This is a genomic window from Mucilaginibacter terrigena, assembly GCF_004168255.1.
Lineage (GTDB): Bacteria > Bacteroidota > Bacteroidia > Sphingobacteriales > Sphingobacteriaceae > Mucilaginibacter > Mucilaginibacter terrigena.
Map to the genome: position 1 here is coordinate 658,115 of NZ_SEWG01000002.1, position 22,959 is coordinate 681,073.

Annotated in this window: 17 protein-coding genes; 14 read left to right on the forward strand and 3 right to left on the reverse strand. The window is 43.3% G+C overall.

Annotated features, from left to right (window positions below; genetic code table 11):
* Positions 1-217 precede the first annotated feature (217 nt).
* A complete protein-coding gene (locus EWM62_RS06760) occupies positions 218-4,942 on the forward strand; it encodes a cadherin-like beta sandwich domain-containing protein (RefSeq protein ID WP_129875891.1) in 4,725 nt (1,574 codons plus the stop codon).
* Positions 4,943-5,036: 94 nt separating this feature from the next.
* Here the strand turns inward: EWM62_RS06760 and EWM62_RS06765 are convergent, their stop codons facing one another.
* The 3 genes from EWM62_RS06765 to EWM62_RS06775 all read right to left on the reverse strand — a co-directional run bounded on the left by EWM62_RS06765 (position 5,037) and on the right by EWM62_RS06775 (position 10,127).
* Positions 5,037-5,927, reverse strand: coding sequence for a helix-turn-helix domain-containing protein (locus EWM62_RS06765; RefSeq protein ID WP_129875892.1), 891 nt, complete (start codon positions 5,925-5,927; stop codon positions 5,037-5,039).
* A 202-nt stretch (positions 5,928-6,129) separates the two neighbouring features.
* The gene (locus EWM62_RS06770; protein ID WP_129875893.1) at positions 6,130-9,315 is read right to left on the reverse strand and encodes a GH92 family glycosyl hydrolase; all 3,186 of its coding nucleotides are present in this window, start codon (positions 9,313-9,315) and stop codon (positions 6,130-6,132) included.
* A 200-nt stretch (positions 9,316-9,515) separates the two neighbouring features.
* On the reverse strand, positions 9,516-10,127 hold the full coding sequence (locus EWM62_RS06775) for a DUF4231 domain-containing protein (RefSeq protein ID WP_129875894.1): 612 nt from the start codon (positions 10,125-10,127) through the stop codon (positions 9,516-9,518).
* A 128-nt stretch (positions 10,128-10,255) separates the two neighbouring features.
* On the opposite strand from EWM62_RS06775, the gene EWM62_RS06780 reads away from it, so the two are divergent.
* The 13 genes from EWM62_RS06780 to EWM62_RS06835 all read left to right on the forward strand — a co-directional run bounded on the left by EWM62_RS06780 (position 10,256) and on the right by EWM62_RS06835 (position 22,959).
* Positions 10,256-11,923, forward strand: coding sequence for a hypothetical protein (locus tag EWM62_RS06780; protein ID WP_129875895.1), 1,668 nt, complete (start codon positions 10,256-10,258; stop codon positions 11,921-11,923).
* Positions 11,920-14,202, forward strand: coding sequence for an nSTAND1 domain-containing NTPase (locus EWM62_RS06785; RefSeq protein WP_129875896.1), 2,283 nt, complete (start codon positions 11,920-11,922; stop codon positions 14,200-14,202). Before EWM62_RS06780 ends, EWM62_RS06785 begins: the two co-directional genes overlap by 4 nt.
* Positions 14,203-14,540: 338 nt before the next feature.
* The gene (locus tag EWM62_RS06790; protein ID WP_129875897.1) at positions 14,541-15,416 is read left to right on the forward strand and encodes a helix-turn-helix transcriptional regulator; all 876 of its coding nucleotides are present in this window, start codon (positions 14,541-14,543) and stop codon (positions 15,414-15,416) included.
* A gap of 197 nt (positions 15,417-15,613) precedes the next feature.
* On the forward strand, positions 15,614-16,183 hold the full coding sequence (locus tag EWM62_RS06795) for a DUF4255 domain-containing protein (protein ID WP_129875898.1): 570 nt from the start codon (positions 15,614-15,616) through the stop codon (positions 16,181-16,183).
* Positions 16,180-17,010, forward strand: a complete 831-nt coding sequence (locus EWM62_RS06800) for a hypothetical protein (RefSeq protein ID WP_129875899.1) — start codon at positions 16,180-16,182, stop codon at positions 17,008-17,010. Before EWM62_RS06795 ends, EWM62_RS06800 begins: the two co-directional genes overlap by 4 nt.
* 22 nt (positions 17,011-17,032) lie before the next feature.
* A complete protein-coding gene (locus EWM62_RS06805; protein ID WP_129875900.1) occupies positions 17,033-18,610 on the forward strand; it encodes a phage tail sheath family protein in 1,578 nt (525 codons plus the stop codon).
* 32 nt (positions 18,611-18,642) lie between these two features.
* Positions 18,643-19,116, forward strand: a complete 474-nt coding sequence (locus EWM62_RS06810; RefSeq protein WP_129875901.1) for a phage tail protein — start codon at positions 18,643-18,645, stop codon at positions 19,114-19,116.
* Positions 19,079-19,582: a phage tail protein gene (locus tag EWM62_RS06815; protein WP_129875902.1), complete on the forward strand. Its 504-nt coding sequence runs from the start codon at positions 19,079-19,081 to the stop codon at positions 19,580-19,582. Before EWM62_RS06810 ends, EWM62_RS06815 begins: the two co-directional genes overlap by 38 nt.
* The gene (locus EWM62_RS19265) at positions 19,582-19,749 is read left to right on the forward strand and encodes a DUF5908 family protein (protein ID WP_162499795.1); all 168 of its coding nucleotides are present in this window, start codon (positions 19,582-19,584) and stop codon (positions 19,747-19,749) included. The genes EWM62_RS06815 and EWM62_RS19265 overlap by 1 nt, the downstream gene beginning before the upstream one ends.
* 11 nt (positions 19,750-19,760) lie before the next feature.
* Positions 19,761-20,447 carry a CIS tube protein gene (locus EWM62_RS06820; RefSeq protein WP_129875903.1) on the forward strand — a complete coding sequence of 229 codons (687 nt, stop codon included), beginning with the start codon at positions 19,761-19,763 and terminating at the stop codon, positions 20,445-20,447.
* Positions 20,431-22,230, forward strand: coding sequence for a type VI secretion system tip protein VgrG (gene vgrG, locus EWM62_RS06825; RefSeq protein ID WP_129875904.1), 1,800 nt, complete (start codon positions 20,431-20,433; stop codon positions 22,228-22,230). The genes EWM62_RS06820 and vgrG overlap by 17 nt, the downstream gene beginning before the upstream one ends.
* Positions 22,231-22,235: 5 nt before the next feature.
* Complete coding sequence (locus EWM62_RS06830) at positions 22,236-22,538, forward strand: PAAR domain-containing protein (RefSeq protein ID WP_129875905.1); 303 nt, start codon at positions 22,236-22,238, stop codon at positions 22,536-22,538.
* Complete coding sequence (locus tag EWM62_RS06835) at positions 22,531-22,959, forward strand: GPW/gp25 family protein (RefSeq protein WP_203234994.1); 429 nt, start codon at positions 22,531-22,533, stop codon at positions 22,957-22,959. Before EWM62_RS06830 ends, EWM62_RS06835 begins: the two co-directional genes overlap by 8 nt.

The window sequence follows — 22,959 nt, forward strand, 5'->3', positions numbered from 1 at the left end:
TTTTTATATATTATTGTGTTATGGCATTTGCAGAGATAGTGCATTGATACCACGAATGTGAATGCATAAACTAACGGTTAAAAATATTTTAACTAAATATTAAACTTAGCGTTAAATTATTATTTTCTTAAAAAAATAATAATACTTAAAGTTTATTTAGATATTTTCGTTACCGTTTAATACAACCCTAAAAAACTATTATTTTAAACCTAAACTCATGAAGAAAAGTTTACGTAATTCTTTTTCTTGTTTATCTAAAGCAGGCAGAGTGCTGATAGTATGCTATGTTATGCTTTTGGCTGCATTTAGTAATGCAAATGCACAATCGGTCTATTTCATGACTTCGGATGGCGTGGCTGCCTCGGCAGGGACGGATGATGCACTTTACGTAATAGCAGCCGATGGAAGTGTAACAACTAAAATTGCCGGGTCGATTACTGCATCGCCGGGTGTAATGAAGGTAGACATATTGCACGATGTAGCTTATTTTACCGATGATGCTGCTGCAACTTATGCTATCAAAAAAGTTGATCTGAATACCGGAACCATTACGTCGGTGCTGTCAGCAGGCATTAGCTTTCCAATCACATCAATCGACTACAACCCCGAAAACAACAACATTTACTACGTAACTGCAGACCCGGCCGGGCAAAATACAAATACAGCTTTGTGGAGGGTACAGGCCGATGGCTCGAACAATGTAAAAATTGCCGGCTCAATTGATACCAAACCCGGCCCAATGACGCTTGACTTTACAAATAACCGCGCCATTTACGGTAACCAGGAACTAACGAACGCTTACATTAAAAGCATTAACCTTTCAACAGGGGCAATAACAACTATTTCTCCCTCATCAATGACAGGCCCGCCTACCGGTACGGTTTACAGCCTGCAAAAAGATGCCATATACGTGCTTGCATCAGACAGGCAGATAGGCGGTGGCGTTAATGCAGTTAAACCTGCCGACGCGCTTTTTGTAATGCTGTCAAATGGTGAAGGAGGTTATAATTCCCCGGTTGGCAACATCGGGTCATCGGTAGCCGCAGCACCGGTAGCATTGGCGATAGATTTAGCTAACGGAGTAGCCTATTTTACCGATGCAAAAGCCGGTAATTATGCTGTAAAGAAAGTTGCGCTGACAGGCGGTGCGGTTACTACATTATCTACACAATCATTTATTGTTAAGGATGTTGATATTACCAATTCGGCACCGTTTGCTACTATAGAGGGTACAAATCAAACCTATACCGAAAATGCAGCCGCAGTACAGGTTTCGCCGGCCGCAATTGCCGGAGACGAAGATGGTAACTGGAGCGGCGGAACCTTCACGGCATCCGTAAGCTCTAATTCTGAAAGCGCGGATGTATTAACAATTGGAACCGCTACCGGTTTGTCCGTTAGTGGCGGTATATTAAGCGATGGGGCAACAGCTTTTGGAACGGTAAGCACATCAGATGGTACTGTTACAGGTAGCACCACGCTTACGGTAACATTTAATGATAATGCTACCAACGCGCGTATCCAAAAATTAATGAGGGCTATCACTTTTAAAAACCCTGGCGAGACATTTTCTACTACCGCCCGCGTAGTTACTTTAGCTTTGGCCGATAGTAAAGGTGCAACTGTATCTAAGACCCGTTCTGTTACCATGGTATTGGTTAATGATGCACCTGTATTAAGCGGTGGGCCTTATACCTTTGCATCAACAAGCATAAACGTAGCTTCGCCTGCAACTATGGTAAGCAGTATACTGGATGCCCTAACTTATACCGATTCCGACGCTACTACCTCAAAAGGTATAGCTGTTACCATAACCAGCGGAACAGGCACATGGCAATATTCAACTAACGGCACTACCTGGAGCAGCGTCGGCAGTGTTAGTGTAGCTTCCGCTTTGTTACTTTCGCCTACCACTTACATCAGGTACATTGGCGGAGCTTCGGCCGAAACCGCCTCGATCCTTTTCAGGGGTTGGGACCAAAGCTCCGGTACAGCATCAACCAATGTTGCAAGGAGCCTTGCAAATCCATCTTCGGCTAATGGTGGCACTACCGCTTTTTCCGCTGGAATGGAAACAGGCAATCTTGCTGTTTTGGCGCTTACCGCTCAAAATATCACTTTTAACGCGTTACCGGCTAAAACTTATGGTGATGCCGATTTCGCGCCGGGAGCTACCAGCGACAACAATAGTGTCGACATCACTTATAGCAGCGATAACCCTGCGGTTGCTACTATCGTTTCAGGCAACATCCACATTGTGGGCGCAGGCTCGGCAAACATAACCGCTTCGCAGGCAGCTGATGCTACACACTCGGCCGCAGCCGACGCTGTGCAGGCATTAACAGTTGACCCAGCGGCGCTTACTATTAAAGCAGACGACCAAACCAAAGTTTACGGCGCAGCTATGCCGGCTTTAACGGTACAATACACAGGCTTTGTAAATGGCGATGACGAATCGACTTTAACCACACCACCGGTTGTTAGTTCTGCCGGCGATGAAACATCACATGTTGCAGGCAGCCCGTATGCCATAACAGCAAGCGGTGCGGCTAATGCAAATTACGCCATCAGCTACACGGCGGGTGCGCTAACCGTAACAACCGCTCCTTTATCTATTAAAGCGGATGACCTGACAAAAGTTTATGGCGATGCATTGCCGACCCTAACAGTAAGTTATACGGGTTTGGTAAACGGCGATACAGGGGCAAGTTTAACAACCCCACCTGTTGTAAACACAATGGCTACCAGCGCAACGCATGTTTTAGAAGGCCCGGTTCAGATAACGGCCTCGGGCGCGGTTGATACCGACTATGCTATAACCTATACAGACGGCGCGTTAACCATTGATAAAGCGCCTTTAACCATCACTGCCGACGACCTTACAAAGTTGTATGGTGCGGCAGTGCCAATATTAACAGCATCATACACTGGTTTTGTTAACAGTGATACCGAAGCTAACTTAACAACATTACCAACGCTGACTACTACCGCAACAGCGGCATCGGGTCTGGGTCCATATCCAATTACAGCAGCCGATGCTGCAGCAGATGACTATGCTATCAATTATGTTGCAGGTACGCTAACCGTTGAACCAAAAACAGATGCTACGCTAAGCAACCTTACTACCACAGCAAACGGATTTGCACCTGCATTTGACTCAAATGTAACTACCGGATATACCGCAAGCGTTCCAAATACAACCACATCGGTAACCGTAACGCCAACCACTAATGACGCCGATATCAGCAATTTGCTGGTACGTGTTAACGGCGGAAGCTTTAATGCAGTAACCAGCGGCAACCCATCGCCGTCATTACCGCTTAACGTAGGCAACAATACAATAGATGTGCAGGTTACCGCGCAAGATGGTACAACCGATAAAACCTACACCTTAACGGTAAACCGCGGCGCATCAACTGATGCCACACTTACAACTATTGCAACATCACCACAAACCAAACTGGTTTTGGTACCGGGAACTAACTTCCGTGATTACACAACCACAGTGAAGAGTACTGCTACACCAATAAGTATTATAGCAAACACCAGGGAGGCTACGGCAACTATAACCGTTAACGGTGTTGCTGTAGTTTCGGGCGCGGTTTCTACACCTGTTACCTTAAATGCAGATACTACTACAATTTATACAACGGTAACCGCGGGTGATGGGGTAACTAAAAAAACGTATGCAGTTGTGGTATCTCAACGCGCCTCAACCGTGGCTACGCTTGCTACGATACGCATAACCCCAACCGGTAAACTTACACGCGTAACCGGGGTTAATTATGCAGACTATACTACTACCGTAGCTAACGCGACAAGGTCGCTAAGTGTAACTGCCGACGCGCAGGATGAAACTTCAACAATAACCGTGAACGGGGTTGCTGTAAATTCCGGCGTGCTTTCCGCTCCGGTTGTTTTAAATGCAGATACCACTACTATTTATACAACTGTAACTGCACAAAACGGCGCAACCAAAAAAACCTACGCTATTTTGGTGACCCGCCTGCCATCAACCGATGCTACGCTTGCTGCTATACAAACATCACCGTCATCAAAGCTAACCTTAGCAACAGGAACTAACTTCCGCGATTATACTACCACTATTAAAAGTACAATTACCTCTGTGAGTATTAACGCTACTGTTAGGGAATCTACCGCAACAATAACTGTTAACGGTGTCGCTGTAAATTCGGGCGTGGTTTCCAGCCCGGTTACTTTAAATGCAGATACCACCACTATATATACAACAGTTACAGCGGGCGACGGTACAACTAAAAAAACCTACGCTATATTGGTAACACGCCAGCCATCGAACGTTGCTACATTGGCATCGATAACAACTACGCCAACTTCGACACTTACACGGGTTACCGGGCCTAATTATGTAGATTATGCGACAACAGTGGCCAATGCAACAAATTCACTTAAAATAACTGCAACCGCACAGCAGCCTGCTGCTAAGATAACCGTAAACGGCGCGCCTGTAAGTTCGGGTGTGCTTTCGGGAGCTGTAGTGTTAAATTCAGACACCACAACCATTTTCACAACGGTAACAGCTGAGGATGGAACAACTAAAAAGACCTACGCAATATTGGTAACAAGGCAGGCAGCGCCGTCTGGATTCGCGGCTAACTTTGCACGGAGAGATGCTGTTAACGACATTATAGTTCATCAAAATGTATCGCCAAACGGCGATGGCCAGGGCGATGCCATGCATATCGAAGGTATAACAGCTTACCCGGATAACAAACTGCAAATAATTAACCGTAACGGTAACCTGGTATACGAAGCCAGGGGATACGATAACGCTAATAAGACATTTGACGGCCACGCCAGCAACGGTAAACTGCAGCAACCGGGTACCTATTTTTACTCTTTAGAGTATAAAGTTGGTAAAGAAACCAAACGCAAAACCGGCTATATCGTACTGAAGTATTAAAATTAATCTGATCAACAATTAACGGCCAGGGGTAATAATCTCTGGCCGTTTTATTTTATTGTGGGTGATGAAAAGATTTTTGTCTGTTTTAAGCTTAACGGGTGTTAGCTTTGTAGGCTGTCGGGGAAATTTTGAATGCCTTTTTAAAAGATTTACTGAAACTAAACAGATCTGCATAACCAATCTGATGCGCAATTTCTCCTACGGATAAATGGTTTTCCTTTAAAAACCCCCTGGCTTTTTCCAATCTTTTGTTGATTACATACTGGTAGGGGGCAACCTGGTAAACTTGTTTAAAGGTTCTGTTAAAATGAAAGGGCGACATAGCTACGGTGGATGCTATTTCCACCATATTTATATTCGTAAATAAATTGCTTTCCAGTAATTCCTTTGCTCTTTCTATTCTTTTAAACAGTTCCTTTTTTGTGCTGGTCTTCCCGGCCTGCATCCGGCTAAAAGTATTTTGGATCAGGCATTGCTGTTTAAGAAGTTTTTCGGCCAGGCTGAAATATAAATGTTCGGAGTTTAATGCAAGCTCAACGCCTTTGCTTGTAAAGCTTTTCCCCAGGTTGCCTAATAATGTCCCAAAATCAGAGTCGCGAACATCATAAATTTGCTCATGCATTTCCAAACAATCGTTGTAAATAATTTCCGGTTCGTCCAGTAACTCCATTAACGAACGGTGGTTTACCCGGTAAACATCATTAATTATTGCGGTATCTATGTTAAGGCATATGCCTGTTACATCGTTTTCGGCCTTTAAAAAAACATCATGGCACTGCTGCGGATTAATAAGTAAGAACTTCCCGCCGGCAACATTATATTCCGACTTATTAAATGCATAATGCTCGTTGCCTTCAATCACATACTTTATGGCGACGCTGGAAAAACTACTTTTACTTTTTTCGAAATCCCTGAAGCGGGAAAAACCCATCCTGTTGCCGTTGCCATAAACACATTGTTCAAAAATCCCTATGCCTGCCATGCTTAACTATCCTGCGAGTTCAATAAAAAAAGTATGTGTTTTTATTTAGTAACAAGAATAGTATTTATTTAATATTTTAAGGATGCGAAACTCACTATTTTTTAAACTAAATGCCGGGCTAAATTCTAACCGAAGATTTGCTTCGGCAATCTATTTCTGTCTGCTTTTTTGAAATTAAAGAGTTTCAAGAAATTAGCACTATCTACCTTGAAATACCCCAGTTTTGATTTGGCTTTGGCCCCATGGTTAGCACTAAAGAACCACCTTTCAATAGCTCTGAAGCAGGGAAATTAAATGAGTTTAAAACTGCTCCATTTATTGTAGCTGCTTGCACATAGATGTTATTTCGCGAAGCACTTTTGGCTATAATAGTAAACTTTCTACCACGCCCAAACCTTTGCCCAAGGTCAATCTCTATTTTTTCATATAGTGGGCTTGCTATTTCATAAACAGGTTTAGCGCTGCTGCCCCCGTCTGTTTGGAAAAGGCCTATTGATGCCATCACCAGCCACGCGCTCATCTGTCCCTGGTCTTCATCGCCTAAATAGGCATTTGCAACACCATAACCATAAAAACGATCGATAATGGAACGGCTCCATTTTTGTGTTGACCAGGGTTTACCTGCCCAATTAAACAAAAATGCAAAGTGCATGGATTGCTGGTTACCTTGCACCACGGGATAATCCCAGTATTGGTCGTTCATGCCATTATAGCGCCATGGCTCGCTTTCTTTAAATCCCCATTCCAGGCGATCGATGAATTTCTTTTTACCAATTTTGCTCACCAGCGCCGGTATATCCTGCGGAACAAAAAAAGTAAGCTGCCAGGCATTACCTTCAACATACTCTTCGTTAGCACCGCTGCGGAATGGGTCGAAATCTTTTGTCCATTCGCCGTTGGCCAGTTTCATATGGCTGTAACCTGCCGTATCAATGGCGTTTTTCCACCAGTAACCACGGTTGTTAAACTTGTTATATATTGCTGTTTTCCCTAACGATTTGGCTAATTGCCCCACGGTCCAGTCATCATATGAGTATTCCATAGTGTTTGAAAAACGGCCACTGTCTGCCGGTACGTATTGATGCTTTTCGTACTGAACCAGATCCCTATTACCTGCAAAGCCGGTAAAAACTTTTTGCGCAGGGGTAGTTTGCATTTTTACCGCCGCATCAAGCACCTTATTGGCATCAAACCTGCGTATGCCCATTTGATAAGCCGATACCATTTGGGGTATCTCGTGTTCGCCAACCATCACCGGCACATAGTTCATGCCGGCAGGGCCTTTTGCCAGCCAGCCATAAGCATCGTACATGGCCAGTTGCGAGTTTACCCAGCGGTTGCTCCATTCGGGAGTCACCAGGTTCCACATCTGGTTTAAATTCCAAAACGTATTCCAGAATGCGTCGCATCCCAAGGCTACATCGTCCTTGTTCTTTAGTTGCTGAACCTTTCCGTCGGTTCCACGCCATTGGCCGTTAATATCGCTCCATGTATTACGGCTGCAAACAGACCGGTACATCGAATTATAAAAGCGCACTTTCTCTAACCTATTGGTAGTAGTTATCTTAACGCGGTTAAAAATATCATTCCAGGTGTTAAGCTGGTTTTGCCTCACGGCGTTAAAGTCCCATCCAAACGGATCGGTCACCTCTGTTTTTAAGTTCTCGCCTGCGTTATCAACACTTACCAATGATATACCCGACCTGACCTGTACCACAGGGTTTTTATTCGCATCAAACTCCAGGAACAAGCCAGCTTCTTTTAAGTCCTTAGCCTCAAATGTGTCGCTGTAAACTATCTTTTTATTTAGCCATCCGCCCATCTTTTTTACAGGCCTGTCAAATTCTATTACAAAATGCAGGTTGTAATCCTGTTCCGCATCGTTGCTCCATACACCGGGCGAGAACTGGTGTGCCGTTCCTTCTATCCTGTAGTCGCTTACCTTTTTAAGTTTTATCTCTTTTAACTGGTAATTGTATTCGGCAGGTATGTGCAGGTCCACCAGTATGCGGGCGCTATCTCTATTTTGAGGAAAGGTGAACCGTTCAAAACCGCAGCGGGTTGTCGCGGTAACTTCAGCCTTAATGTTATAATCTTTAAGCTCTACTTTATAATAACCTATTGGCGCTTCCTCCGTACGCTTATCAATAAGCGACCGGTAGCCCGAGTTGGGTTTTTGCTCGTCACCAATATTGGTTTTCAACTTGCCGTTAGTGGCGAAAATACCTAAACCAGCCATTGTCCACTCGTGGATGTGGCTAAACGTGCCAACACTTTCAAAAGTAGGCTGGTAGCCGGCCTGCCATCCGGGGTTTTGGTTATCCGGGCTCATTTTTACCATGCTAAAGGGCATCCAGGGGCCGGGCGCAATCATCCAGCGGGAGTGCGCCGTACCCATGCGCGTATCTACATAATCGGCAAGGGTTTGTATCTTTTGTTTAGATCGGTTTACAAAGCCGGTTTGTATTGCTTTACCGTTTTCTAATATCGTATAACGGCTTGTTTTGGGAGATGTAACTGCAGGCATTGGAGCCTCAAATTGATAAGCGCCTTTTTCCAGCGTTTCGCTAAAAATAGTTTGGCCATCTAACTGAACGCTAATTTTTGGCGATCCGGCTAAATGTTTGGCATCTATCAATAACGGCTGCACCTGTTTGCCTTTTGTTACCAACTGATACTGTGCCGGTTTTACGTTACCAATAAACATTTGGCCGGGGGCTTTTATGTGTATGTGCGCAGGCCCTTCCAAACTTACCCTATCAAACATTATCCATGATCCTTCAACAACCGTTATAATAATGCTATTGCCGCCTTTTTTTATGATATTACGATTGATTGGTATTTCGATGGTTTTTGGAGTTGCAGATGATAGATCCCCGGTGATAGATGCGGTATCTACAAGTTTTTCATCAAGCTTTGGGCTTGGTTGCTTACTTACATTGTACCCTGCTGCGGTTAGTTGTATCCTTTCGTCCTGGTTGTTAATACTTACTTTAAGTGTTGGCAAAAAGTGTTTGGCATAATCTGCCAACCTAATGACCAACTTGTAGCTGCCGTTTGCGGTCAGGTTATCCACACTGAATAAAATATTTACCTGATTTGTACGCCAGCCGGCGGTAGGCCAGGTGCCGCCCCAGGTATCTACCGGGCCGGGAAGTACGTATGGAAAGTCTTTTTTTTCTTTGGAAAACCCTACTACAAAAAATTTGTCCTCGTAACCAAAATCCCGCCCAACAAATTTTTTAAACCCATTTGGGGCAAGGGCAAATTCAGATCCGGAGTTATCAGTTCTGCCAATATTCCACACAGGTTTTTCTTTTGATTGCCCATATAAGTATGTTATAGATAGGATGAAAAGCTGACAAAGCAGTAAAAGCCGTTTTTTCATAATGTATTTATATAGATGTTAAATCAACGTTGTTTAAACGCAGAAATCTTAATGACAAACATAAAAAAATATATGTTTGTACATATCTACATTATAAATTAATCCCTATAAAAGTAACGAACTCACTGTGCAATATGAACAAAATTGAAAAGCCGAAAGCTATATGTACAGACTTGTTTTACAATAAACAGTTATTGTATTTATACCTTATCAGGTAAAATCTCATCATTACCGGGCTTTTCTTCATCAGTTTGTGGTGGGGCTAAATTTATTGCGGGCTGGCCGGCTTCTTGTCTGGTAGGAGGGGCCTTCTCCGGTGGATTTTCCTCACCGTTATCTTTAGGTTTGTCGTTTTTATCCGCCTGTTTTTTGGCGGCCGGCCAATTTACGTGTTCACTATTTAGTATGCCTTCAACCCGGGTAACAAAAAGCGACTCTTTATCAACACCAGCCGCGCCGTAAGGGCCAACGTTAAAATTATAATAATGTATTTCGGGTTTAAGCAATTCGTAGGTAGAGCGATAACTCGCCCATAGTTCCTGGTAATTAAAGGTTTTTAATCCGGTTGTTAAAATAGCCACAATAACGGATACAATGATGACCAGTAAGTTTAATATATCCTCATTGCCGGATATGATTTTTGTTTTAAATCCACCTAAAGCCGCAAACACGGGTGTTAATGCCGATAGGATGATTAGCACCCATTGAAATTTATTGTATTTGCTTTGATTTTTTGCAGATGAGTTGCTGTAATACTCCATCTGTTTAATGTAGCGCTCCTGCACGTACTTGTCAAAAAGGATCTTATCCATGGTTTAGATTTTCAATAAAAATAGTAAAATAAATAGCTATTAAATTGCTATTTATATATAATAATATATAAGTTTATAAAAAAACAAATACTGGTTTAGTATTTGAAAAAAAACCTAACCTTCCGCTTATGGCCGGCCAAACTATACGGATATTTCTTGCCTCGTCAATAGAGTTAAAAACCGATAGGGAACAATTTAAAATATTTATTGCGGATGAAAACGCAAGGCTCAATTCATCTGACATTTTTTTAGAAGTGGTAGGCTTTGAGAATTTCTCAAACGCGATATCGGATGCCGGGCTGCAAGCCGAATATAATAAAGCATTGTGTGCGTGCGATATGGCGGTATTCCTGATATTTTCAAAGGTGGGGGTATTTACCGACCAGGAATTTGATGCTGCTATGGCGGCCTTCAAAAAAAATAACGCGCCCAAAATCTGGACCTATTTTAAAAATGAGGCGTTATACCCCGAATTGATAAAAGAGGAGGATATCAGATCGCTGTTTGCTTTTAAGAAGAAGTTAAAGGACCTGATGCATTACCGTACCAGTTACAATAACATCGACCATTTAAAATACCAGTTTAAAGTAGAGCTTGATAATAAATACCCAACCCTGTTTGCTAATGTACAAACAGCAGTAGTTGACCCTGCAGAGAGTGGCCCCAGATCTGAAGTGGTAAATACCGAAACCAAGCGGGCCTATAATGAAATATTAAGCTTTAGGCTGTTTGAGGCTATTAGAGATAAAAACGAACGTGCTAAAGAACTTTTTGAGATAGCCGAGATGAACGAGGTGCTGTGGCAGAACGATATTGCCTACCGCAAAGAAGCCAAGGCCATAATTGCCAGCGCCTATGGTGTGCTTGGCGTGCAGCTGCGAAAGTTAATGGCCATTGGCGCGCAGGATAACGCCGCTGAAGGCCAAAGCACAGTACTGGAAAATCAAAAAAACTATATCACCATATGCCACCTAACAGCCCTTAGGGCTATGCAGCTTTTATGTTTTACGCTGCTTTCAAAATTATGGGATGAAAAGAACAAAGGCCACCATTACGAAGCTGGCCAGGTAGATATGATTAGAAAGTTTTTTAACAGCCCGGTAGAAATGCCATTGGCCGGTTACAAAAAGTTACTATCAACCCTGCTGGCTATGTTTGATGAAAAGCAATTGGAATACCCAATAGGCGAACTCAAAAATTTCGCGGCGAATATGGCGCCCGGGACCGACTTTATAGCGGCATGTGATAGCTTGAACGGCATGTCGCGATCGGAATATACCGAAGAGGATTGTAAAGAGGCCGAAAGCAGCCTTACGGTGATGCTGGAGAATTTGAGCTTTTTAACCAATTACACCATGGAATCGATAAAAAATGTGGAGTACTTTGGCCTGCGTAATATAAAACAGTATTATGTGCACAATTATACCGCTTTGGGGTGCGATGAGAATACAACCATCGACCTGGTAAAACAGCAGGATGCCCCCCTTAATACTTACGCGGTTCTGCTAAAAAATACCCGTATCGCTTATCAGCCTAAGTTAAACCTGTTCCCGTTCATTATTGATGCGAATGCGCTCGCGGCCGAAAAAGGTGCCAAGATCTATTTCTATTCGTCGGCAGGTGCCGATGGGAGTTTAAAATACAGCTTTTGGGAAGATAGGGAGAATTTTATTTCCATTACGCAATCGCCAGATCAAAGTCAGGCAGGTTTTAATGCCAGCCGGTCTTTAGATGTGATCACTTTATTTGAAGATGCCCAACGCGCAATAACCGGGGCAGAACAGCAGCCATCATGAAACAATACCCCTTTAAATTTTTAGACCCATACAGTAAAGATGACGCGAAATTTTTTTCGGGCAGGGACGAGGAGATAGCCCAGCTTTACGAGATGGTATTTCAATCGCCCATACTATTGGTTTACGGGGCATCTGGTACCGGTAAAACCAGTTTGATACAATGCGGGCTGGCCAGCAGGTTTGCCTCGCACGATTGGATGGCGCTTACCATAAGGCGCGGCGGCAATATCAACCTAAGCCTGCAAAAAGTGCTTGCCGATGCCGGCGGCAAAACCCATGCGGAAACCATAGAGCCCGGCTGGCTTAGTAAATTTAAACAGAAGAATACAGCCACCGATAACATGGGTGGGGATACGGTGATTATAACAGCCCTTAAAAATATATACCTTAACGCGTTTAAGCCGGTTTACCTTATTTTCGACCAGTTTGAAGAGCTATACATTTTTGGAACGAAAGAGGAACAGACGGAGTTTATAAGATCGGTTAAGCAGATATTGATGGTGGAGCAGCCGGTGAAGATGATCTTCTCTATCCGCGAGGAGTTTTTAGGCTATTTGGATGAATTTGAACGGGAAGTGCCGCAGCTTACGCGTAAAAAGCTGAGGGTAGAACCCATGAACGATACTAAGATAAAGCAGGTTATTCATCGGGCTACTGCTAACGAAAGTTCCCTGGTTACCATTGCACCCGGGGAAGAAGAACAGGTAGCTAAACTGATATTTGAAAAATTAAAGATCACCGAAAGGTCAAAAACTATCCAACTGCCTTACTTGCAGGTTTTTTTAGACCGCTTTTACCTGTCGATCACTAAAGATGAAAACAGGAAAACACCGGCTGTATTTAATTTTGAAGAAGTTAGTAAACAAGGTAAAATAGGGGATATACTTCAAAACTTTCTTGAAGAGCAAGTAACCGGCATCAGCGCGAAGATGCTGCCCACGGATCACGACCTTACGCCCGAAACGATTTGGAATATGCTTTCGCCTTTTGCTACGCTGGACGGAACCAAGGACCCAATAACCAAAAATAGCCTGTACGACAGGTTGCCCAATGTAGATAACTCCTCGATAGATACGGTAGTGGAAGCCTTTATTAACAGGCGTATTATCCGTTACGATGAGGATGCCGACAGGTACGAACTGGCGCACGATTCGCTTGCCAAGCGCATCGCCGAAAAAAGAAGCAAACAGGAAATTGCCCAACTGGAGGCAAAAAGTATCCTTAAGTTTAGAACAAGCCGCAATAACGCAACCGGCGAACTGCTATCTGAAACCGACCTAAACTTTATTGAGCCGCTTTTATCTAAACTGAAGCTCACCGACGAGGAGAATACACTGTTTAAAAAAAGCAAGCATGCTGCCGAATTAAGGCGAAGATCGGAAGAGTTGCGGCTGATGAAAGAGAACGACAGCCTCAAAAAAACACAGAAATTATTAAAGAAGAATGCAAAATGGCAAAAGATAATTATTGCAGTGGGGTTTGTTTCGTTCGTTATGGCTATTTTGTTTACTTACAACACCATACGATCGTACAGAAATTTACAGGCACTGCAGGCAAAAACCAAAAAGCTGATAGCATCGGTTTATTTTTACAGGGATAAAATAGGTTTATCAAAAGTAGATAAGGATGGCAAACAATGGTACGGTTTTATTGATAAGAACTTAGACGTTGTAATAGATTACAAGTACACAGATGCAGAGACATTTGACGATACAGGCTTTGCAAAGGTGAAGCGGGGCGGCAGATCGTACCTGGTGGATGTTGACGGAAATGAATACCAGGTCAGCACCAGCATCGATTCGTTAAATAACAGCACTACTGCACTATTTTTAAGCGCCCGCGACTTTAAAGAGTTCCCCAGCCGGATCTTTGATCATACTAATTTGAAAGTACTGATCCTGTCAGATTGTAACCTTGATGAACTGCCCCCGGGGATAGAGAAATTAGTAAACCTGCAACAGTTAGATATAGCGCAAAATTATTTTAAAACCATCCCGCCGGGTATTTTTAAATTAAATAAGCTAACCACATTAAACTTCTCGGGTAACGATTTGACGGGTTTGCCCCCAAACATTGGCGAGCTAAAAAATCTTAAAGAATTGCAGTTATACTGGAACCCGGATTTAAAGGTAACACCGGTAGAAATTAGCAAATTAACACTCCTGAAATGGCTTGACCTTACCGGTACGAGTATTAAAGAAACAGACATCGGGATTAAAAAGTTATCCGAAACTGCTCCAAACTGTAAGGTGATTTGGAAGGGGAGCCAATCATTTTAATGTAGGGTATTGCACTAAAAATATCTATATGCTTATGATATTCCTATAAAGCGGTAATTTATAATACATTATGGATACCTGTAGTTGTCTTACTACAGTCTTTTTCGCTTACCTGCTGTGCGAGCATTTTCATTTTAAAAAAGCTGTTTTTGCCCTTTGTAAATATGAAAAAGCTATATTATCTTTAAGTTCTGATTGCTTATTGGTTAAACTTTAGCAAATCAGTTAAGTACCTAAACCATTTGTATGAAATCTCTCTGCTTCAAAACCTGTTCTCAGGGGCTAATTTCTTATGAAAAAATTCGGGACACAGGTACGCCTTATTTATGTAATAAAAGATGAGGGCAGAGAAATCAATAGTGATTGGGTGTGATGATACCGACCGGCTGACCTTATTATTAAGCGCTTTTAAAGAAACTTGTATTTACAATTTTAGGATAACAACTGTTACCAGGAGTGTTGACCTTGTTAAAATTTCGGGTGCGGTTGAACCCGATATTATTGTGATGAGTTTTTGGAACAATCAACTGGTAATTGATACTTGTTTCCCCGGCTCATCAGTATATAAAACGCCTGTTTTATGTATAACACGCGGCAGCGAGATTGAGCGGCTCTGCTGGTCAGAACAACACATTATGTTTACCTATCCAATTGAACATCTAAAAATTAAGAACCACCTGTGTTCGTGCATCAATTCAATTTTTCTGTTGCAGGACGAACCATCGGCCGCGCTGCCACCTCCGGTTCCTGCGGTGTCCGAAATATCTTCTGTTCATCAGTCGCCGGGTTCTGCTGCTAACCTTAGCCGCTATATTATGGAGCTCGATCAAAAAACTGTTCTTTTAACCAAAGTGAAAAACCGTATTGCCGAACTGCACCAAAAAGCCGATATTTCGTTAAGAGCTGAACTTGGATCCATTGTTAGCGCTATTAAGATTGTGCAAAACGATAAAAATTTATGGATAGATTTTAAACTGCATTTTGAGCAGGCCAACCCTAATTTTTTTGAATTCCTGGCAGCCAAATACCCATATCTTACACCTATCGATCTTAAATATTGCTGTTACCTGAAAATGAATATGTCATATGACGATATCAGGAACCTTTTGGGAATAAACCAGGAGAGTGTACGCACCCACACCTACCGCCTTAAAAAGAAGCTATCCCTTACCCGGGATGTAGATCTGAGGAATTTTCTCAGGTCGGCTTGCTGATAAACTACTTGAATTTTTTTGACAGATCTTATTTAAATGGGCATCCTGTACATGCTTAATTCAGGCTGTCTATGTTTTGTCTATATGGATAATTATTTGCTGCCTGATGTTCACGATTGGTATACGCCCGGTTTTAACGCAACTGTTTTTAAGGTAGTAATTTTACTTTACCCATTCAGGTAATATAAACGGTTAACATGATCAACGAGGCACTTCAGTTTATAGTTCAGGCTTTGAACCAGGCCCTTAAAAACAATTTTCACGCTGATGAAGACCTTGTTGTGATGAATAATGTTATCCAAACCGATGGCGCTATTCCCCTCATTAATCAGAATAAAGTAGTGCTTTCGCTTATTAATATTGAAAAGGAAACCAATAAACCTTTTAATACCTACAACCGGCCATTAGAGGATAGCAATTACTCATCAGGCAGCCCTTCGGAATATTACAACCTTGATATACTTTTCAGTTCTAATTTTGATGATTACGGGGAGTCGCTTAAAATGCTGAGCGCCGTGATCGCTTATTTTCAGGGCCATACATCGCTTACCCCGGCTGATCTTTCTACGATACTCGGAGGGATCAAAAAGCTCGACCTTGATGTTGTGAAGCTTGCATTTCACCAGATGCATAGTTTATGGACAGCTATGGGAGCAAAGTATCAGCCATCTATATTATATAAAGTGCGTTTATTAAATATTCAGTCGGGCCAGGTAAGGGGGACTATTTCGGCTGTTACACAAACCACAAACCAGGTTATGCCATGAAAATAAATTACAATATATTTTTCGACCTGATGGTTGGGCATAATTATTACGAATCGGGATGGTGCGAATGTCTGACTTTTCAACCCGACCCTGAAACTAAGCAGTTATTTAAAAGATATCAGATAGGTATCTCATCAGTTGCAGGAGGTTTCAGGTTATATACCTTTGGGCGTAGTATAACCGCTTTGCAGAAAAGCTTAACTGATATTAGCAGCCGTGGATATTTTCAATTAAATATTATTTGTAACGATGCCTCGTTTTATAATTTTACCGAATTGCCCATTGATTGGGCGGGCAGTATCGAATATAATATCGGCAACACATCAGGCCAGGCTGCAAATGGCTCAATTATACTCGGCCCAACATTAATACCCCGCCAGCAATACAATTACGCCGGGAAAATTCTTTTGAATTTTGAGGACTTTCCCTCTTTGGAAGAACAACCCCGGTTTTGCATTGAGTATACACCAAGGGCTACCCAGTGGCAGTATTACGTGATCAATCAAAGCGCGGTAGAGTTATCCTCGCCGGTTATAGAAGATAAGCAGAAAAATACCTTTGATGGCCCGCAGCAAGTTATGACAGAACTTGGCCAAACGGCAATGCTCTTCTCATCCGGTGATCGGCTTCTGCCGTTAAGCAACTGGCCTAAATATAAATTTAACCTTTTAAACCGCCTGCCACCAAAAAGCCAGGGAACCGTAACTGCCGCCACAACGGCCAAAATTGTTTTCAAGGGCTTACCTAACCCCAACCCCGACTTTGTAAGCCCGGTTTTGGTAAATAATCGGCAGCAGCTTTCATCGCCGATGTACGTATACTTATAATTAGCAATTTAAAACATACTTTATGAACCTTTCAACAATCAGTTCTCCCGGAGTTTACATTAATGAACAAAATGCATTCTCCAATTCGGTGGTCCCAGTGGCTACCGCCATCCCCGCCTTTATAGGTTATACGCCGCAGGCCGTATACGAGGGTAAATCTTACACCAACGTTGCGTTTAAGATCACATCATTTGCAGACTTTCAGGCAATTTATTGCTACCCGTCTCCGCCATCACCGGCACCTGCGGCAAAGCAATACGTACCACAATATTACCTGGTAGCGCAAAAAAGCCAACCGGTAACCGGTAACTATATGCTTATTAACGGTACCTACTATTCGTACGTACCCGATCCTAACTCGGTGTATTATTTATACAATAGTATTATGATGTTTTACCAAAACGGCGGCGCTGATGCATACATCGTTTCGGTAGGTTCATATGGCGCAGCATCAGGCAAACCGGCAAATCCAGGGGATCAGGTCATTAATTCTAATGTACAGTTGAATGACCTGCTTGGCGGCCTTAACATCCTTAAAAACGAGGACGAGCCAACCATGTACATCTGCCCCGAAGCAACCTTGCTTTCGATAGCGGATAATGCTACCCTGATGCAGGAAATGCTTTTGCAAAACTCTGAAATGGGTACCGCAATAAGTGTGTTTGATATAATAGGAGGTAAAGCCCCCGATCCGATCCTTTACACTAACGATATCACAACATTCAGAAGTAACACAGGCTCTAACGGGTTAAACTATGGTACTGCTTATTACCCGTTTGTGGGCACAACCATTATGCAGCCCGGCGATATTGATTATACCAACCTTTTTGGCGGAGATACAAAACAGCTTGCGCCGATAATTAACCCTGCCTCTGCGCCAGACCCAACCACTGCGTCTATTTTAAGCACTATACAATCGGGTTCTTCTACCATGACGGTACAGCAATTAAACAATGCGCTTCTTATTGCCAACCCCGTGTACAAAACTATAATCAACAATATACTTTTAGACCTTAACATACTTCCGCCAAGCGGGGGCATGGCAGGCGTTATGACCACTATTGACCAGGCAGCCGGCGTATGGCAAGCTCCGGCAAATACCTCAATTGTGGGTGTGTCATCGCTTCCAATAAAATTATCCGAGGCACAGCAGGGAAACCTTAACGTTGATGCTTTATCCGGTAAATCTATCAATGCAATACGCTCATTTAACGGTATTGGCATATTGGTTTGGGGCGCCCGCACACTTGATGGCAACAGCGGCGATTGGCGTTACCTGCCGGTTAGGCGCACAATGATAATGCTTGAACAATCGTGTAAACTGGCCGCGCAGGCCTATGTGTTCCAGCCAAACGTTAAAAACACCTGGGAAGCGGTAAAATCAATGATAGGCAGCTTCTTAAATTCTATTTGGAAACAAGGCGGGCTGATGGGCGCGAGTGCTGCAGATGCTTACAGCGTGGAGTGCGGGCTTGGTGCTACAATGACCGCAGATGACATAACCGCAGGTTTTATGAACGTAACCGTAAAGGTATCGCTGATACACCCTGCAGAGTTTATTGTGATCACCTTCCAACAGGAAATGGCAGTATCAAGTTAATCAATTTTATTACAACTTAAACATACAAAATAATGGCAACAGACAACGGAAGTGCAGAAGGCTCAACATGGCCGATGCCTAAATTCAGATTCGAGGTAGACCTTGGAGCAAGCATGCAGAAGATAGCCTTTCAGGAGGTATCCGGTATGGATGTAGAGCACCAGATCATCGAATACAGGAACAGCAATAGCCCGCTTTTTTCAACAGAAAAAATGCCCGGCATAGTTAAATATGGTAACGTTACCATGAAACGTGGCGTATTTGTAAATGATAACACATTTTGGAACTGGCGCACGCAAATTTCCATGAATACCGTTGCCAGGCAAACAGTAGTTATAAAACTGCTTGATGAAAATGGCAGCATAACTATGCAATGGCAGCTGTTAAATGCATGGCCGACTAAGATCACCAGTACAGATCTTAAATCAGACGGGAACGAAGTAGCGGTAGACACCATAGAAATTGCACATGAGCAGCTCATCATCACCAACGGTAAGTCCTCATAACGACTATCCGGTAAACTTTTACTTTCAGGTTGGATACAATAATGAGAATATAGCATTTCAGGAAGTATCCGGTATCTCGCAGGAGATGGCCATTGAGGAGGTTACTTGCGGCGGGGAAAACCGGTTTAAATACCGGTTACCCGTTGTTGCAAGTTCTAAAAACCTGGTACTGAAAAGTGCGGTTTTACCGAAGAATTCAACATTTAATGCATGGTGCTTAAGCACGTTATCCGGCGGGTTTACACAATCTATAGCTACGGGCATTATAACTGTAAATCTTTTAAACCCGGCGCAGGAGGTTTGTTTGGCATGGACGTTTAATGGCGCTTATCCAGTTAAGTATTCTGTTTCGGATCTGAAATCGCAAGACGGGAGTATCATCATACAATCTATAGAAATGGCGTATACTTTTTTTGAGCTTTCAACAAATACCATCGTTTACCCAACACCACCCAAAAATCAATAATGGCCATAGAGATCAGAGAATTAGTAATAAGAACCCAGATCGTATCCGGCGAGGCCCGGCAACAGGGCATGAGCGACCGCGAGATACAGGCACTGAAGCGCAGTATGATAGAAGCATGCCGTGAAATGATAAGAGAGAGTAAGAACAGGTTTCGTAACCATCGCTAAACACCAAAAAAATGCCAGCATTAGAACCTATGCAAATTTCCGGCTATTCTGATGAAAATTTTCAGAATTCCGTAGGTACCCCTTACGATGTCATGATCAACCCGGAATCGGTAAAGCTGCAGCGTAGCATCGATTACAACGAGCAGCAACCGCCCGATTCGAGCTCAAGCGCGCAGAAGTATAAACATACCGCAAGCGATAAGCTGAGTTTTGACATAGTGATAGATTGTACAGGTATTGTTGATAGCAAACGTATTAATATGGCGCAGGAGATAAGCACGCTGGAAAATATTGTGTTTATATACCAGGGTAAAATTCACCGGCCAAATTATGTACAGATAATATGGGGGAAAAATACGATGTTTCAGGGTGTCCTCAATACAATGGATATCTCTTATACACTTTTCAGGCCCGACGGGAGCCCGCTCCGGGCAAAGATATCCTTCACTTTTAGCCAGTACCTTTCGCCTGTTGTGATCAGTAAGAAAGATGCTGATGAATCGCCGGACCTGACACACCTGGTGACCGTTACCGATGGGCTTACCCTACCGCAAATGTGTATGCAGGTATGGAATAACGAAAATTACTACATACAGGTAGCCAAATTTAACGGCTTAAATAAATTCAGAGACCTAAGAGGCGTAAGTACAATGGCCTTTCCACCTATAATCCCGTACCAGCATGTCGCAGCCAACTAATATTGCAAGCGGTGGGCTGGCGTCATTCAGCGTAACGGCTGGCGGTTCGCCTGTTCCTGATACCGTCCGGATACTATCTGTGAAGGTAGAAAAGCGGGTGAACAGGGTATCGTCTGCGAGGATCATTATTCTTGATGGCGAGGCTGATACGGGTCTGTTTGATGTAAGCTCTTCCGCTACGTTTGTACCGGGGGCAGCTATAGCTATACAGGCAGGATACGATGCTGATGAAAAGGTGATTTTTAAGGGAATTGTTACCGGGCAGCGTATTGTAATTAACGATACTGTAGGTTCGGCCCTTGAAGTAGAATGCCGCGATCAGTCCATAAATATGACGGTAGTGCGTAAATGCCTCACCTTTTCGCAACAGGCCGATAGCGACATAATTTCATCTATCATAGGCAATTATAGTGGCCTAAGCGCCAACGTTACCAGCACATCTACCCAATGGCCCGAGCAGGTACAGTATTATACAACCGACTGGGATTTTATGCTGGCACGGGCAGAAGTAAATGGCCTGGTGGTAACAACTATTGACGGAAAGGTATCTGTAATTAAGCCCGATGCCAGTACAGACCCGGTATTGACCATAGCATATGGGAATAACCTGCTGGAATTTGATGCCGATCTGAATGCGATGACGCAATTACCGGGAGTGAACGCCACCACCTGGGATTATAAAAATCAGGCGGTAAGCACAGCTTCGGCCGAAAACCAGATAACAGGTCCCGGTAACCTCAGTTCGGCAGACCTTGCCGGAATGGTAGGCATAAGTGAATACCAGTTGCAAACTACAGCGCCTATGGAAACTGCAGACCTTACCGGATGGTGCAATGCGCAGGTAATAAAAAGCGAATATTCTAAAATACAGGGCAGGGTATTATACCAGGGATCGGCACTGGCAGATATTGCCACCTACATTGCTTTACAGGGATTAGGCGACCGGTTTAACGGTAATCATTTTGTTTCGGGGATAACACATAACCTGTCTGACGGTAACTGGATATCAGAAGCATCGCTGGGGCTTTCGCCCGCCTGGTTTACAGATGAGCCGGATGTAATGGCCGCCCCTGCATCAGGTTTACTGCCCGGCGCGCGCGGGTTGCTTAATGGAACGGTAAAGCAGATAAGCGACGACCCCGATAGCCAGTACCGCATATTGGTAAGTGTACCGCTGTTCGATCAGAACGGGGCTGGCATATGGGCACGATTGTCAAATTTTTATTCAACCGCTAATGCAGGAGCCTTTTTTTTGCCCGAAGTAGGGGACGAAGTGGTGCTGGGCTTTTTAAACGAGGACCCCAGGTACCCCGTTATATTGGGTAGTATGTACAGCGGCACGTCTATTAAGCCTTACAATACACTACAGCCTGATCAAAATAATACACTGAAAGCCATCGTATCAAAATCGGGGCTTTTTATACAGTTCGATGATGAGAATATCGTGCTTACGATGAATACGCCTGATAAGAACATGATGATATTCAGCGATAAGGACAAACAGATAACAATTCAGGACGAAAATAATAACAGCATAGTCATGTCATCTTCGGGGATCACTATAAAAAGTGAAAAGGATATTAATATCCAGGCCGACCAAAAAGTAAATATAACGGGCAGCCAGGGTATAACACTTAAAGCCGAGGGAGGGGATGTAGAGATAAGCGGGATCAATATAAAAGAAACCGCAGATAGCCAATACTCTGCAATGGGCAGCGAAACTGCCCAGATAAACAGTGGAATGGAACTGACTTTAAAAAGTGCAATGATCATGATAAATTAAAGCATATGCCACCAGCAGCCAGATTAACCGACTTTCATGAATGCCCGATGGAAACACCTGCGGTACCTGCACCTATACCGCACGTAGGCGGCCCGGTTGTAGGGCCGGGCGAACCCACGGTGCTTATTGGCTGCCTGCCGGCAGCCAGGGTAGGCGATATGCTTATTTGCGTTGGCCCGCCTGATTCTATCGTAAAAGGTTCGGCTACGGTTTTAATAGGGGGTATGCCGGCAGCCAGGATAGGTGACACTACTGCGCATGGCGGTTCGATATTATTAGGTGATTTTACAGTTGAAATAGGTGGATAGTCATATCGTCATAAAGGAAAAGAACTTCCTGGGGTCTGGCTGGTCATTCCCGGTTTGTTTTTCGGCGGATACCTGCCAGGTAAGCCTTACTGCTTACGAGGCTAATATTAACGAATCGATAAGGTTGATACTTTTTACAACAACCGGCGAAAGAAACATGGAGCCGCAATTTGGTTCAGGGTTGCAAAAGTTTTTTTTCAGAAAAATAGATGAGACGCTTAAAGGAGAACTGATCAACACCATTAAAATGTCGTTACTGTTAAACGAGCCAAGGATAAAAGTCTCGGGCGTAGATGTTGAATTTACAGATATGCTTAACGGGATGCTGGAGATAATAATAGATTATACATACATACAAACCAATACAAGGCATAACCACACATTTCCATTTTCGATAATGGAAGGAACAAATTTGAAGTGA

Coding starts and splice junctions, on each gene's coding strand:
- EWM62_RS06780 (WP_129875895.1), top strand. CDS start 10,256: ATGGCCGGCCAAACTATACGGATATTTCTTGCCTCGTCAATAGAGTTA.
- EWM62_RS06760 (WP_129875891.1), top strand. CDS start 218: ATGAAGAAAAGTTTACGTAATTCTTTTTCTTGTTTATCTAAAGCAGGC.
- EWM62_RS06785 (WP_129875896.1), top strand. CDS start 11,920: ATGAAACAATACCCCTTTAAATTTTTAGACCCATACAGTAAAGATGAC.
- EWM62_RS06805 (WP_129875900.1), top strand. CDS start 17,033: ATGAACCTTTCAACAATCAGTTCTCCCGGAGTTTACATTAATGAACAA.
- EWM62_RS06795 (WP_129875898.1), top strand. CDS start 15,614: ATGATCAACGAGGCACTTCAGTTTATAGTTCAGGCTTTGAACCAGGCC.
- EWM62_RS06770 (WP_129875893.1), bottom strand. CDS start 9,315: ATGAAAAAACGGCTTTTACTGCTTTGTCAGCTTTTCATCCTATCTATA.
- EWM62_RS06775 (WP_129875894.1), bottom strand. CDS start 10,127: ATGGATAAGATCCTTTTTGACAAGTACGTGCAGGAGCGCTACATTAAA.
- EWM62_RS06810 (WP_129875901.1), top strand. CDS start 18,643: ATGGCAACAGACAACGGAAGTGCAGAAGGCTCAACATGGCCGATGCCT.
- vgrG (WP_129875904.1), top strand. CDS start 20,431: ATGTCGCAGCCAACTAATATTGCAAGCGGTGGGCTGGCGTCATTCAGC.
- EWM62_RS06830 (WP_129875905.1), top strand. CDS start 22,236: ATGCCACCAGCAGCCAGATTAACCGACTTTCATGAATGCCCGATGGAA.
- EWM62_RS06790 (WP_129875897.1), top strand. CDS start 14,541: ATGAGGGCAGAGAAATCAATAGTGATTGGGTGTGATGATACCGACCGG.
- EWM62_RS06765 (WP_129875892.1), bottom strand. CDS start 5,927: ATGGCAGGCATAGGGATTTTTGAACAATGTGTTTATGGCAACGGCAAC.
- EWM62_RS06800 (WP_129875899.1), top strand. CDS start 16,180: ATGAAAATAAATTACAATATATTTTTCGACCTGATGGTTGGGCATAAT.
- EWM62_RS06820 (WP_129875903.1), top strand. CDS start 19,761: ATGCCAGCATTAGAACCTATGCAAATTTCCGGCTATTCTGATGAAAAT.
- EWM62_RS06815 (WP_129875902.1), top strand. CDS start 19,079: ATGAGCAGCTCATCATCACCAACGGTAAGTCCTCATAACGACTATCCG.
- EWM62_RS19265 (WP_162499795.1), top strand. CDS start 19,582: ATGGCCATAGAGATCAGAGAATTAGTAATAAGAACCCAGATCGTATCC.